This window comes from Microcystis aeruginosa LEGE 91341, from assembly GCF_015206885.1.
In the GTDB taxonomy this organism is placed as follows: domain Bacteria; phylum Cyanobacteriota; class Cyanobacteriia; order Cyanobacteriales; family Microcystaceae; genus Microcystis; species Microcystis aeruginosa_H.
Genome location: NZ_JADEXY010000006.1, coordinates 19147 through 33545 on the forward strand (window position 1 = coordinate 19147; position 14399 = coordinate 33545).

General features: G+C 43.3%; 13 protein-coding genes. 9 read left to right on the forward strand and 4 right to left on the reverse strand.

What is annotated here, in order from left to right; all coding sequences use genetic code 11:
* Window positions 1–596: 596 nt before the first annotated feature.
* The 3 genes from gap (at window position 597) to IQ234_RS02065 (ending at window position 3427) form a co-directional block, all read left to right on the forward strand.
* Entirely contained in the window at window positions 597–1631 is a 1035-nt protein-coding gene (gene gap / locus IQ234_RS02055; RefSeq protein ID WP_004161594.1) for a type I glyceraldehyde-3-phosphate dehydrogenase, read from the forward strand.
* Between the two features lie 420 nt (window positions 1632–2051).
* On the forward strand, window positions 2052–2420 hold the full coding sequence (locus IQ234_RS02060; RefSeq protein WP_024968910.1) for a hypothetical protein: 369 nt from the start codon (window positions 2052–2054) through the stop codon (window positions 2418–2420).
* Window positions 2417–3427 carry a YgfZ/GcvT domain-containing protein gene (locus IQ234_RS02065; protein ID WP_193955842.1) on the forward strand — a complete coding sequence of 337 codons (1011 nt, stop codon included), beginning with the start codon at window positions 2417–2419 and terminating at the stop codon, window positions 3425–3427. Before IQ234_RS02060 ends, IQ234_RS02065 begins: the two co-directional genes overlap by 4 nt.
* 481 nt (window positions 3428–3908) lie before the next feature.
* Here IQ234_RS02065 and IQ234_RS02070 read toward each other — a convergent pair whose 3' ends face one another.
* The gene (locus tag IQ234_RS02070; RefSeq protein ID WP_193955843.1) at window positions 3909–4571 is read right to left on the reverse strand and encodes a PEP-CTERM sorting domain-containing protein; all 663 of its coding nucleotides are present in this window, start codon (window positions 4569–4571) and stop codon (window positions 3909–3911) included.
* A gap of 704 nt (window positions 4572–5275) precedes the next feature.
* On the opposite strand from IQ234_RS02070, the gene IQ234_RS02075 reads away from it, so the two are divergent.
* From IQ234_RS02075 to thiS, 3 genes are all read left to right on the forward strand, one after another.
* Window positions 5276–5887 (forward strand): IS607 family transposase, encoded by a 612-nt coding sequence (locus IQ234_RS02075; RefSeq protein WP_193955844.1) that lies wholly within the window; start codon window positions 5276–5278, stop codon window positions 5885–5887.
* A 327-nt stretch (window positions 5888–6214) separates the two neighbouring features.
* A complete protein-coding gene (locus IQ234_RS02080; RefSeq protein ID WP_193955845.1) occupies window positions 6215–7231 on the forward strand; it encodes a thiamine phosphate synthase in 1017 nt (338 codons plus the stop codon).
* Window positions 7232–7436: 205 nt separating this feature from the next.
* Window positions 7437–7646, forward strand: coding sequence for a sulfur carrier protein ThiS (gene thiS, locus IQ234_RS02085; protein WP_193955846.1), 210 nt, complete (start codon window positions 7437–7439; stop codon window positions 7644–7646).
* A gap of 33 nt (window positions 7647–7679) precedes the next feature.
* Here thiS and IQ234_RS02090 read toward each other — a convergent pair whose 3' ends face one another.
* Window positions 7680–8888 carry an RNA-guided endonuclease InsQ/TnpB family protein gene (locus tag IQ234_RS02090; RefSeq protein ID WP_193955847.1) on the reverse strand — a complete coding sequence of 403 codons (1209 nt, stop codon included), beginning with the start codon at window positions 8886–8888 and terminating at the stop codon, window positions 7680–7682.
* Between the two features lie 270 nt (window positions 8889–9158).
* On the opposite strand from IQ234_RS02090, the gene IQ234_RS02095 reads away from it, so the two are divergent.
* Window positions 9159–10295, forward strand: a complete 1137-nt coding sequence (locus IQ234_RS02095) for an anhydro-N-acetylmuramic acid kinase (protein ID WP_193955848.1) — start codon at window positions 9159–9161, stop codon at window positions 10293–10295.
* Window positions 10292–11062, forward strand: coding sequence for a peroxiredoxin-like family protein (locus tag IQ234_RS02100; RefSeq protein ID WP_193955849.1), 771 nt, complete (start codon window positions 10292–10294; stop codon window positions 11060–11062). The genes IQ234_RS02095 and IQ234_RS02100 overlap by 4 nt, the downstream gene beginning before the upstream one ends.
* Window positions 11063–11202: 140 nt before the next feature.
* On the opposite strand, the gene IQ234_RS02105 is transcribed toward IQ234_RS02100, so the two are convergent.
* Together IQ234_RS02105 and IQ234_RS02110 are read right to left on the reverse strand one after the other, a co-directional pair.
* Window positions 11203–12147 carry a PhzF family phenazine biosynthesis protein gene (locus IQ234_RS02105; RefSeq protein WP_193955850.1) on the reverse strand — a complete coding sequence of 315 codons (945 nt, stop codon included), beginning with the start codon at window positions 12145–12147 and terminating at the stop codon, window positions 11203–11205.
* 363 nt (window positions 12148–12510) lie between these two features.
* Window positions 12511–12984 carry a hypothetical protein gene (locus IQ234_RS02110; RefSeq protein ID WP_193955851.1) on the reverse strand — a complete coding sequence of 158 codons (474 nt, stop codon included), beginning with the start codon at window positions 12982–12984 and terminating at the stop codon, window positions 12511–12513.
* A 61-nt stretch (window positions 12985–13045) separates the two neighbouring features.
* Here IQ234_RS02110 and IQ234_RS02115 point away from each other — a divergent pair, with 61 nt between their 5' ends.
* The gene (locus IQ234_RS02115; RefSeq protein WP_193955852.1) at window positions 13046–14365 is read left to right on the forward strand and encodes an aminopeptidase P N-terminal domain-containing protein; all 1320 of its coding nucleotides are present in this window, start codon (window positions 13046–13048) and stop codon (window positions 14363–14365) included.
* Window positions 14366–14399: the final 34 nt, after the last annotated feature.

Sequence of the window (14399 nt, forward strand, 5' to 3'; positions counted from 1 at the left end):
GAGGGTTAACCCTCGCTCAGTTTTCAAACTGTAATCAAGAGTCTAACCTTTGGGGGCGCAAAAAACTATTAAAATAAACTATATTTTACTGATCTGGCTTGGCTAATTTATGTCAGTCGGGCGGGGTTTTTAAATGGCTTTTAAAGGAAAATTAATTTCTTCTTAACTTATAGAGCAATAAATTCTCTGAGAACTTTTTTGTCGGGAAGAGCCTAATTAGGCCTTCTCGATGCCGGTGGTGAGGACTACTAGGATAGCAAATTTATTATTTTTTATCTTTAGATCTCCTGCAAAAGTAAGTTTTAGAGCCGCTATCAGGTCAAAATATCTAAAAAATCGGATAAATTTGACATAATCTGAGATTTTATGGATATTACAGTTATCTTTTGTCTCGGAGTCTCCTCACCTAACGAAAGATTTTTTATTTTTGCAGGAGAGCTTTTGAAGCACTGAAACTTAAAATCTTTCTATACTTCATCTAGCGATCAACAAAAGCTGATTAGCATATATAGTGATTCTCTAGAGGCCAATCAATTCTCAAATTATTTTTTCTTGATCGTGCCTAAGCTTATCGCAGCTGCAAAGGAGTTTTTTTCATGACAAAAGTAAGAGTCGCTATCAACGGATTCGGTCGTATCGGTCGCCTCGTTTTTAGGGCGGGTATCCAAAATCCTGATTTCGAGTTTGTTGGTATAAATGATCTCGTCCCCCCCGATAATATTGCCTATCTGCTCAAATACGACTCCACCCACGGACGTTTTCAGGGTACCGTAGAAGCGAAAGAAGATGGCATCGTCGTGGATGGTAAGTTTATCCCCTGTTACTCGATTAAAGACCCCGCTCAACTGCCTTGGGGTGCAACCGGGGCCGATTATGTGGTTGAGTCCACCGGTTTATTTACCACCGCCGAAGGAGCAGGAAAACACCTAGAAGCTGGGGCCAAACGGGTGGTTATCTCCGCACCCACCAAAGATCCCGACAAAATCCGTACTATTGTACTAGGTGTTAACGATAATGAGTACGATCCCGCTAAGGATCTGATCGTCTCTAACGCTAGTTGTACCACCAATTGTTTAGCCCCGATCACCAAAGTTATTAACGATAACTTCGGACTAGCGGAAGGATTAATGACCACAGTACACTCGATGACCGCCACTCAACCCACCGTGGATGGTCCATCGAAAAAAGATTGGCGCGGTGGTCGCGGCGCCGGTCAAAATATTATCCCCTCCTCCACGGGAGCAGCCAAAGCAGTAACCCTAGTTATTCCTTCCCTCAAAGGCAAATTAACCGGCATGGCCTTCCGTGTGCCAACTCCCAACGTTTCGGCGGTGGATTTAACCTTTAAAACCGCAAAAGCCACCAGTTACGAGGAAATCTGCGCCGCTATGAAAGCCGCCAGCGAAGGACCGATGAAAGGTATCCTCGGTTATACCGATGAGGAAGTGGTATCGAGTGACTTTATCACCGACCCCCACTCCAGTATTTTTGATGCTAAAGCTGGCATTCAACTTAATGCCAATTTCTTTAAGGTCGTCTCTTGGTACGATAACGAGTGGGGTTACTCCTGCCGGATGTTAGACCTCATGAAAATGATGGCAGCTAAGGAAGCAACCCTAGTAACAGCCTAAATCAGTTATCAGTTATCAGTTAAGTAGTTGGACAAAAGTAAAGTTAACTGTGGGGTAAGGAGTCAGGAGTCAGGAGTCAGTAGCCGGTCGTCAGTAAGAATTGCGGCAATTTACATTTCTTAAGATAGACAACAGAATTTATGTCCGACTACTTATCAGTAACCAGTAACCAGTTAACAGTTAACAGTAAACAGTGAAAAGACAGCACTGTTAATGCCATTAGACATCTCCAAGAGTGAAACAAAATAGTTCTATGGCTGAAATGTATGTCTTTGTCTATTTAATATTGCTCACTTAATAAGTAGGTGGGTGTTAAAAATTGTCAGATACCCCCTTATCAAGGGTGGCAGGGGTATCCCCCCACTTAATACTCAAATCTGATCACTGATAACTGATCACTGATCACTGATAACTGATAAGATGAATCCAAAATTTAAAGATATTACCGCTTGGGAACAGGCACAATTATTAATGCAACCGGCATTTATTCGGGTGCTGGATAATCTGCGTAAACAGTTAGAAAATTCCCTCTGGAAAGGAACTTATACAGAAATTCAAGATCCCTATCCCAGTTATCTGCTCTGTTTGACTTATCTCGATCGCTCCGTTACTGTAAATATTTGGGAACTTTGTTTTCAAGTCTGTTTTCTCGATTATCCCACCGATGAAGGAGAGAGCGTCACCATCGATACCAGTCTCCTCGACTCCACCGGTGAACTAGATTGGCAGAGTTTGGAAACGAAAACCGAGCGCATTATTAAGCAATTATTCGCTAATTTACCCCCATGAAAGCAGATTTAGACACGATCAAGGCAGAGTATGCCGCTAATTTTCTGAAAGATTACGGCAATGATCCCCAAAGTTTAGCATCGCCAACAATTTTAATCGATCGCTCCCATTGGGGTTTATTAGAATTAAAAGGCCAGGATCGGCTGCGTTTTCTCCACAATCAAACCAGTAACGCTATCGATCGCCTGAAACCGGGTCAGGGTTGTGAGACAATTTTCCTTAACTCTACTGGTCGTACCCTCGATTTTGTCACAGTTTACGCTGGCGATGACTCCCTCCTCATCCTCGTTTCTCCCCAACGTCGTCAATTTTTACTGGAATTGATCGATCGCTATATTTTCCCCTTCGATAAGGTGGAAATTAGCGACTTAACCGATAATTTTAGCATTTTCACCATAATAGGTGCTGAAAGCGGGCAATACCTGCAAAAAATCGCCATTCCAGAGCAGATTTTAACGGGGGTGCAGCATAGTCATTATCTCCTTTCTGACCCCCCCCTGAGAGTGGCCGTCGGCACCGGCTTAGATCTACCCGGATATACTTTAATCGTTGCCGCCGCGGAAGCGGGTTCTCTCTGGGAAAATTTAATTAAAAATGGCGTTACTCCCGCCGATGAACAGGTGTGGGAATACCTGAGAATCCATCAGGGCCGACCAGCAGTCGATCGAGAATTAACCGAAGATTATAACCCTTTAGAGGCCGGTTTATGGCGAGCGATTGTCTTTGATAAGGGTTGTTATATTGGTCAAGAAACTATCGCCCGTCTTAACACCTATAAAGGCGTAAAACAAAGACTTTGGGGCATAAAACTCAGCCAACCCGTCCCCAGCAATACCCCGATTATTTTAGAAGGGCAAAAAGTCGGTTTACTCACCAGTGTGCTGGAGGATTTTGGCTTGGGTTATGTGAAAACAAAAGCCGGAGGAGAGGGTTTAAAAGTACAAATCGGCGAGGCAACGGGAGAATTAATCTCTTTACCCTTCCTCTCTCACGAATACCCCTGTTAGTGAACAGTAATACTAAATCTGGTTATTAAAAACTGATTATTTATTCTCCGTTTTGCCTTTTGTCTCTTGCTTTTTGCCTGTCTGATCAGTAGGTAGGCGTTAAAAATTATCAGATGCCCACCTTATTATAAAGGGGGATCGGCACCCCCCTTATCAAGGGGGGCAGGGGGGATCAAACGACCCGTTGACTAAAAACAAAAATCAGGTCTTGACTTGCGTTAGAATCAATACTTAAGTAGGTAGGCGTTAAAAATTATCAGATGCCCACCTTATTATAAAGGGGGATCGGCACCCCCCTTATCAAGGGGGGCAGGGGGGATCAAACGACCCGTTGAGTAAAAACAAAAATCAGGTCTTGACTTGCGTTAGAATCAATACTTAAGGAAAAAGCTAAAAGCTAGAAAACCAAACAGGGCATCTAACCTTTAGCTATTCTTGTTCAACGTCACAGTTATCAATGTGTACGAGACATTGGTAACTGTTATTTTTGCTTCTTGAAGCGGGAAACCATTCCTAAACCACCCACTGCCAGAAGTCCGAGGATAGTACCCGGTTCGGGGGTTTGTTTGTAAGCATTGTTCAAGCTGAATAGACCTTCACCGGGGTTAGCAGCAAGGGTATCTGTGACGGTCAACTTTTTGATGGGGGCGATAGGGTAAAAACCTATAGCAGGGTCAGAACTGCCGTTAACTGAAACTAAGACATTAGGTATCTCAGCAAATGTTTTGGTTACAGTCCCGTAAGTGGCTGTTACGTCTGAATCCAGTGCAACCGCGGTAATATACTGGTTGGGGTCAGTGACCTCGATTGTATATGTGAAAGACCCGGAATTCATATTAGCCCCAGGGGAACCCAGAGTCGTGGCATCGTACACGAAATCATACTCATCACCGGTCAACAGCAGGGCAACTTCATCCAGCGGATCGGCCCCAAAGCCATTTTCTGAGACGAACGTAACTTTTTTGTCCCCAGCAGTAAGAACATTAGAATATGTTCCAGTGATAGGATCTAACGTCGTCCATTGCCCCCAAGTTAATATGTTGGCGGCACTCGCACTGGTAGCGGCAAACACGGAGCCGGCGAGAACCCCGATCGCTAGAGAGCCAGAAGCAAAGGTTTTGGTTAATTTGTTGGTTGTCATCATAACTGAATTATCCAGCGTTAATTGTGTGTACTATAGCCATCAAAAGAAGTTAGGCAAGGGTTAAGCTCGCTAATAACTTTTTGTTTGACTTGACAGAACTATAGCGAAACTTTTCAAAAAAAACAAGTGTTTTAGAAAACTTTTTTTCGGCAATATTTATCTATTTTTTTGTCCAATTTATAGCAGTTTTTTCTCAAAATAACTGCCCAAAAATTGACAAATATACCCAAGATTTTTGGTGAAAGTTGGACAAATAAACAGGCTCTACTTAAAAAAAAATCTCTCAAGTTGTTACAAAACTTAATCAAAAGAGGGACAATGTATAAAATTTAACAGTTTTGATCGTTAAAACTGAAATTGCATAAGAATTAAAAGACCTGCGCTTTGATAATGTACCTTTTGGGCGAACGCAGTTCGCCCCTACATTGTGGACAAAATCCGTTACTATCAATCAGGTTTGCTGATCACCCTAAGTAGGGGGAGAGCCTTCGAGGACCCCCGCAGGATAGCCTTGATCAGGGGGGTGTCTGATAATTTTTAACGCCTACCTACTCATCTCTATCTAAAGATATATGACTAATTTGCCTCAATCATCTAGACTCACGATTGTAGGGTGACCCTACTATAAAAGTGGACAACCAACTGTCTAAAATTGGACAACCTTACCTCGATAAATTTCTTTAATTAAAACCGAGTTCTATATTATGAATAACCTCATCACTATTCGAGAAGCCTCGGATTTGCTTGGAGTTAGCATTAAAACCCTCCGGCGCTGGGAACAACAGGGGAAAATTGCCTCAATTCGTACCGTTGGCGGTCATCGCCGATTTCGACGGGTAGATATCTTACAATCTGTACAAGAAACTGGATTTATTGTGGGCTATGCTCGTGTTAATCGACCTGAACAAAAACCACAATTAGACGACCAGATAAAAGCGTTAGAAGACTTTTGTAGTCAGCAGGGTCAACCCTTTGAAATTCTCACCGATATCGGCGACGGAGTCAGCCACAATCACCCTAATTTTATGCGTCTAGTGAAGATGATTTGTCACGGTGAGGTGAAATCTCTAGTTTTAACCCATCCGGAAAGTGTGAGTCGCTTTTGTCATGATTTTATTTTGGGTTTGTGCAGTCTCTTCAAAATCCAAGTCATTCTCCTCAATCAACCCCAGGAATCCATTGCAGCTGAGGATTTAGTCGAGGATATCCAATCCCTCGTTACCATCTGTTACAATCGTCTCTACCCGCTACATAACCCAGATCATCAGCAATTACTGCAATACCTAGGGGCGCTTAAGAATCTCCCCCCGGCTTAAAATTGTCCTTGGACTAGCTTTCCCGTCCCTCTTTGTTGCCTGTCTGATGCCGCCTCTACTATTCCCCGAACAAGGGCCAAAAATAGTAATATTTTAGCTGACGGCTGACGGCTATAATAACTCTACATTAAACTTCTTGCATAATTAATTTTTGAGGGTTCAAAAACGGTCTATTTAAGGATTAAATTGCATAAAATCCTTAAATAGACCGTTTAATTGATTATTATTCATTCTTAATTCTCCTGACTACTAACTCCTGACTCCTGACTCCTGACTCCTGACCCTAACAACAATTTTTGATTTTTACAAGAGGTCTATTGACGGCAAATGAAACTAGAAACCACGGCGATTAAACGGATTCTTGATGCTAACCTTGACCGCGCTAGAGAAGGACTGCGAATTATCGAAGAATGGTGTCGTTTTGGCTTAGATAATCCCGATTTAGCCCAAGAATGTAAAGAAATGCGCCATCAGTTGGCTAGTTGGCACTCGATCGATCTTAAACGACATCGGGACACAGCTGGCGATATCGGCACAAATTTAAGCCATCCCAGGGAAGAAATCCGGGAGACTGTCGAGGGACTGCTGCAGGCAAATCTCGCTCGCGTACAGGAGGCTTTTCGGGTTTTAGAAGAATACGGTAAACTCTATGATCTAGAGCTAGGGATAGCCTGTAAACAGCTGCGCTATCGGGTTTATCAGCTAGAGAGTAAACTATTAATCTCTCCACCTCTGGAAAAACTAAAAGCATCTCCCCTCTATCTAGTCACTTCTCCCGCCGAAAATCTGCTAGAAATCGTTGAATTAGCCCTAAAAGGAGGTTTAAAATTGGTGCAGTACCGCCATAAAACCGCCGTTGATACGATTCGTTTAGAAGAGGCCGCTAAACTGTGTGAGTTATGCCACCGTTACGATGCTTTATTTATTATGAACGATCGCGTTGATATTGCTAAGGCCGTTCATGCCGATGGTGTTCATCTCGGCCAACAGGATCTACCGATTTCCCTAGCGCGGCAATTTCTCGGCCCGACGGCAATTATCGGCCGGTCCACCACTAATCCCCAAGAGATGGCCAAAGCAATCCAAGAAAAGGCCGATTATGTGGGAGTCGGTCCGGTTTATGCCACCCCCACCAAAGCGGGAAAAACCCCCGCAGGATTGGAATACGTCCGTTATGCGCGGGAAAATTGCCCTTTACCCTGGTTTGCGATCGGTGGTATTGATAGTAATAACATTAAAGAGGTTTTAGAGGCAGGAGCGCAACGGGTGGCTGTAGTCCGGGCCATCATGGAAGCGCAGCACCCCGATGTGGTGACACAACAATTATTAACCCAATTAAAGTAGGGTGTAGGAATTATGAATTATGAATTATGAAGTGGGGTGTGGGGGGGGGAATTATGAATTATGAATTATGAAGTGGGGTGTAGGGTGTGGGGAGAAAAAAGCTGTCTCCTATCTCCTGAATACTGTCTCCCGTCTCCTGACTCCTGAATACTGCCTCCTGTCTCCTGTCTCCTCCGATTAACTTGATTCGTTCATATCCAAATCCATGTCAGAAATAACCTTGCAAATCAACGGCAAAAATCAAACCTGTTTACCCGCAACTAAACTACCGCAAATGCTAGAAAATTTGGGCATGAATCCTCGGTTAGTTGCAGTGGAATATAACGGGGAAATCCTCCATCGTCAGTATTGGGAAAACACGGAAATCAAGGAGGGGGATAAATTAGAAATTGTTACTATTGTCGGAGGGGGTTGACACTCCCATCGCTAAAAGCGAGGGATTCTTGGTTCACTGAGTTTCCTTAATCTGGCAGGACGTATCCAACCAAACCAGAGGGAATCTCTCCCCAAGCGTATTAGTTTCGGTGTGTCCCACCGTACTTAGTCCCTTTTTGAGAATATTGATAGCGGCGTTAATATCTCTATCTTCTACATAGCCACAATGGGGACAAACATGGGTTCTCGTAGATAGAGATTTAGGGACTTTTTGACCACAATTAGAACAATTTTGACTCGTGTTATGGGGGGCTACTGCTACTGTAGCCTTACCATATTTAAAACCAAAATATTCTAACCATTGCCGAAAAGTTGACCAAGCCACATCATTAATAGATTTAGCAAGTTTAGAGTTTTTTACCATGCCTTGAATATTTAAGTTTTCGTAGGCGATGAAATCGTTAGATTTAATGACGCGCAATGCCTCTTTTTCGACAAAGCCTTTACGTTGCCTACTTACTCTTAAATGCTTTCTAGCATATCTCTTTCTAGCTTTTTGGTAGTTGTTTGATTGGGGTTGACCTTTTCTAAACTTTTTAGATTTCTTCCGATTCAGTCGGTTTAATCTTTTTTCTGCCTTGCGATAGTATTGCGGTATTTCTACTATTTCCCCATCACTGTTAGCGTAGAAAACTTTTAAACCTACATCCAATCCCACACATCTTTTTGTTGGTTCTAGGGGTTTAGCATATTCCCGAATATCAACGCTAAGACAGAATTGGACATAATAACCATCTGCTCGTTTAACAATCCTAACTCGTTTAATTTGGTCTAGAGGGTAAAAGTTTAAGTCTCTAGTTCCTTTCAGTTTAACCGTGCCAATGTTTTTCTTGTCTGTGAAAGTTATTTTCTTTCTATCCTCCGATAATTTCCATCCGGAGTTTTTATATTCCACAGAACGATTATTTTTCTGGAATTTAGGATAACCCTTTTTACCTTTAACCTTTTTCTTACAATTGTCATAGAAACGAGCAATAGCTGACCAAGCTCGTTCGGCCGATGCTTGTCTGGCCGTAGAATTTAGAGTATCGACAAACTTGAACTGTTTGGCGAGAACTGCACAATATTTATTGAGAGAATATTTATCGATTTTGTCTTCTCTCTTGGCATCCATCCAAAGCCTTAAAGCCTTATTACGGATGAATTGTACTGTACGAATAGCTTCATCAATGGCAGAACACTGACTTGGTTTGACCACGGCTTTCATTTCTAAGACAATCATTGTTTATCGACCTCAAACAACTTATTTTATTCTAACCTGTAGAGCATCGGATTGTCAAGATTTCAGTGAACATTGAGCCTTTACATTGAGCCTGTCGAAATGTGTCGAAATGTCGTGCTTCTTGTCACTGAGCTTTTACATTGAGCCTGTCGAAATGTGTCGAAGTGCTGTTTTATACTGGTCGGGGTTTCATCCCGTCGCTAAAAGCGAGGGTCTTCACCCCGACATTCAAGATAAAATAATCAACAATCGACAGTTGAGGGAAAAAACTTGTTAGTTATCGGTTTAATCAGTGGCACATCGGTGGACGGCATCGATACCGCTTTAGTAGAGATTAGCGGTACAGTGGAATCTCCACAGGTGCAGTTATTAGCAGGGGAAACCTATCCCTATTCCCCCCGATTACGCGAGACAATTTTACAAGTCTGTGGGGGAGAAAAGCTATCTATTGAAGCTTTAGCCAGCTTAGATGATGATATCGCCGCAGAATTCGCCCAAGCTGCCTTAAATATCCAAAAAGAAGCCCCAAAAGCCCAATTAATCGGCAGTCACGGTCAAACCGTTTTTCATCGACCCCCCGCAAACGATCGCCTCGGTTACACGGTACAATTAGGACGGGGAGCAGCGATCGCAAAAATCACCAGTATTCCCACCATTAGTAATTTTCGCGCTGCCGATATCGCCCAAACTGGTCACGGTGCGCCCCTAGTGCCGAAAATTGACGCTTATCTGCTTTCTCACCCCACTAAAGCCCGCTGCGTCCAAAATATCGGCGGTATTGGCAATTTAACCTATCTACCCCCCCGAAAAACGGAAAATTGGCAGCAAAAAATTTTCGGTTGGGATACCGGCCCCGGCAATGTCCTCATCGATTTGGCCGTACAATTTTTGAGCCAAGGCCAACAAACCTACGACCATAACGGTCAATGGTCGGCCCAAGGTCAACCCTGCTCCGAATTAGTTCATAAATGGCTACAGGAGCCTTATTTTCAACAATATCCCCCTAAATCCACTGGCAGAGAGTTATTTAGCCCCGCTTATCTAGCCCAATTGCACCGGGATGCCCAAGCTTATTCCCTCAGTGATGCCGACTGGTTGGCCAGTTTAACCGATTTAACCGCTATTTCGATCGCCCACAGCTATCAAACTTTTTTGCCAGAAATGCCTGCGGAGGTGCTGCTCTGTGGTGGTGGCGCTCGTAATGCCTACCTGCGCCAACGACTCCTAGCACATTTGGGGACAAATGTCAAGCTTTTGACCACTGATGAGGTAGGATTAAATAGCGATTTTAAAGAAGCGATCGCTTTTGCCCTTTTGGCCTATTGGCGCTGGCACGATTTCCCCGGTAATTTACCGAAAGTCACGGGAGCAAAAGAGGAGGTTTTATTAGGAGAAATTTATCTATGAGCAGCATATATGAAATGTTGTCAACAATTCAACGCCAAAGGGTCAGCGATGGGCAAATAGTGCCAATTTTAAGCGATTGTACTGGGTATAAACGTCTTTTAATTCTTGTTTGGCCGCAGTTGGGGGATTTTGACAGTCTCGAATACGCTTGGTGGTTAGAAAAAGAGGCGGCCCTTTGGCAAAATGCCGGGATCACCATTCGTGCTATCGGTATCGGCGATCGCAATTCAGGTTTAAAATTCTCTGAATATACGAAATTTCGGCAAGATTGGCTGTTTGTTGACCCTAAAGCCGAATTACACGATTTATTAGGACTGTATCGGGGTTTATCGTTAAAATTACCTGGGTTTTCTCTCGGACAAAATGCCTGGTTAAATCTAATTTTGATGTGTGCGGGTGTGGGTAGTCCGGGGACTCTGGCCGAAGTGCTGCGGGGTTATCGTGGCGATCGCAAAGCCCCCCAATTAATTGCCGAGGAGGAAACAATACAAGCGCGGCCTTTACCAGCTTTCCGGGGTTCCCTATTCAATCTTGCCGGGGGTCAAGGTTTTCAGCGACCTTTTGAATTAGCCACCCTGAGACTGCGTAATATGACTCAGGTTTTGGGCAATTGGTCAACCTATGTCCCCGATAGTAGTTATCTCACCCAACGGGGAGGGACTTTTTTATTTGATAATCAAGGAAATTTACTCTATGAGCATCGAGATGGAGGTATCTTGGGCTTTGCTGAGAATATGAGTTATCCCCTCGCTTTTTTGCATGATTAAGCTTTTTTCTTCTTCATATAGGGATTTTCGATTAAATGATACCAGTCCAAAATTTTATACTAAATCCGGTTATCAAAGACTGATTATCTCTTGCTCTTTTGCCTGTCCTGATATGTAGCCTATAGTCAAGGGATTTATGGTCACAATGACCCTTTTGTAGGGCTTGTTGTTTCCCCATCGGGAATTATCATCTGACCTTGGCAGACTAGAACTGATGCACCACCCACAGAAACTTCCGTGATTGACCGGTTGTTTTTCTGAAACCTTAATTGTAAACTGCTGGGTCTGCCCATTTCCACTCCTTGGATTATCGTCCATTGATTCATCCCTTCCCTAGAAGATTCTAAAGCTCCTAGGTAGCCCGCTAAAGCGGCCACAGCCGAACCGGTGGCGGGATCTTCCATAACTCCTAAACCGGGGGCAAACATTCGGCCATAGAGACGAGATAGGGGAGATTCTGGGTCAAAACAGCAGACAAAAAGGGAATTAGCGGGGGATTGGCCTAATAATGATGACCAAAGAGTTAGATTTAGTTTTATTTTCCCCAAAATATCTCGATTTTTAACGGGGATGAATAAAAAAGGGAGACCGCAGGAAAAGGCCCGGGGGGGATAACCGGGTAAGAAATCGGCAACGCTTAGGGACAGAATCGCCGCTAAATCATCGAGAGCATAAGTATCCGTCACTAATTCGGGCAATTGTGCCACTTTTAACTCACTATAGACCGGTTTTTCCCCCTCCATGATAATTTTCACCGGTACTAAACCGACTCCTTCCTCTAGATAAATCGTGGTTTCTTGGTAGGGGGGAATAGCACCGATTAGGGCTAAAATATAGGCTGTGCCGACGGTAGGATGACCAGCAAAGGGTAATTCCGTACTGGGGGTAAAAATCCGGACTTTTTTAGTGCCTTGTGGCGTTTCTGGCGGAAAAACGAAGACTGTCTCCGAGAAGTTAAATTCGGCAGCGATTTTTTGCATCTGGGTGCGGGTTAATCCAGACGCTTCCGGAAAAACTGCCAAGGGATTACCGCCAAAAATGCGATCGCTAAAAACATCGGCGGTATAGTAGGAATAGGTAGGCACGCGGGGGATAGAGCAACAGTTATCGGAGAATTTTTTGATCTTACAACTATTTTCACCTCTGACCGCCCCCCGGTTGTCTGTCTAGGGATAGATACTCCTTGTCAGTCCTGTTAGTCTCTGGTGACTAAGAAATAATTAAAATACAGAGTTTTTTATGAAGATAAGGTATGTCTTGAATCGTCTCGGAGTCTCCTATGGGAAAAACCACAAAGACACAAAGGACACAAAGATTGATCGCTCCTATATAAGTTAAACTCATAAGTACCTAAGCAAAATTAATTACACATATCTAACCCGCTCTTGCCTTTTGCCTCTTGCCTTTTGCCTATCTTTACTAGGAAATTAATTTTGCACGACTACTTACTACTCATCCGCTTCTAATCTGGATAATAAACTGACTAACTTATCTCTAACGGAATTGTGAGTGTATTCGTCTTCAGGGTGGGGTTTTTGATGGGGTTTTTGAAAATAGGGACGTTCCCCGTATAATTGTCCCCATTTCACATCGACTCGGTGTACTAATTCATAGAGTAATTCTTGATTGTCTAAAATTTCTTCTAGGATTAACTGTAAAGCTTGAACGGGATTATCTAAATTCTGACTGACTTTGGTTAATTCTTCATCGACAATAAGCTGTAAAATTATCTGCAAAGCTCCGGAAGAATCCCCTAAATTAGCGGCAATAAATTGTTTAATCTCTGTGGTAACTTGCACCAATTTGGGGACAGGAGATTCCCCTTTGAGGAAATCCGCCCCCTCTTGAGCGATAAAATCTGCTAGGGTAAACTCGCGCCTTTCGATGATATCTTGGGAAAAATCCGGTTCTTCAGGGGTCATAAATTAAAAAGATTAGCGATAATAGACTCTAGGACTTATTGTGACATTTCTAGGAATATCTATGGGCATCGATCGCAGAGAGTTTCAACACCGTCGTCAGCAGGTAATGGAAAAAATCGGCAATGGAACCGCAATTTTTCGCAGTGCGCCCATGGTGGTCATGCACAATGACGTAGAATACACCTATCGTCAGGATAGTGACTTTTTTTACCTGACAGGATTTAATGAACCGGAGGCGGTGGCGGTTTTAGCACCCCATCACCCCGAACATCAGTTTATCCTGTTCGTGCAGCCAAAAGACCCAGAAAAAGAAACCTGGACCGGCTATCTCCACGGTGTGGAAGGAGCAAAGGAAACTTTTGCTGCTGATGAGGCCTATTCTATCGAAGAATTGGACGAAAAATTACCCCAATATCTCGAAAAAGCCGACCGAATTTATTATCATCTCGGCCGGGACAAAACTTTTAATACAACTGTTCTTAAGCACTGGCAAAAATTAATCGCCACTTTTCCCCGTCGCGGCACCGGACCGACTGCTTTAGAGGATACTAATTTTATTCTCCATCCTTTGCGCTTGCTGAAAACCGAGGCCGAATTGGACAATATTCGCCAAGCAACTGCTATTTCAGCACAGGCACATAATCGGGCCAGAGAATTTACCAAAGTTGGTCACTATGAGTATCAAATTCAAGCGGAAATTGAGCATACTTTTCGCCTAGAAGGGGGTATGGGTCCGGCTTATCCTTCTATTGTCGCTAGTGGTGCTAATGCCTGTATTCTGCACTATATCAACAATAATCGCCAAGTACAAGAAAATGAGCTTTTATTAATTGATGCTGGTTGTGCCTACAATTACTATAACGGTGATATTACCCGCACTTTTCCCGTTAATGGTAAATTTACCCCCGAACAAAAAACTATCTATGAAATTGTTCTGGAAGCTCAACTAAAGGCGATTGAAGTGGTGAAAACTGGTAATCCTTATAATCTTTTTCATGACACAGCCGTGAGGACAATTGTGGAGGGATTAGTAGATTTAGGGCTATTGGTCGGCGACATTGATGAGATAATTAAAGAGGAAAAATATAAGCCTTTTTATATGCACAGAACCGGCCATTGGTTAGGATTAGATGTCCATGATGCGGGAGGTTATAAAGTTAACGAAGAAACTTGGCAAACTTTGCAGCCTGGTCATGTTTTAACCGTAGAACCCGGTATTTATATCTCCCCCGATATTAAACCTGCTGAGGGACAGCCGGAAGTGCCAGAAAAATGGCGGGGTATCGGTATCCGTATCGAAGATGATGTGTTAGTTACTGCCACAGGAAATGAGGTTTTAACTGCAACGGTTCCCAAAAAAGTTGAGGATATCGAATCTTAAGTAAAAAGCTAGGTGTTAAAAATTGTCAGATTCC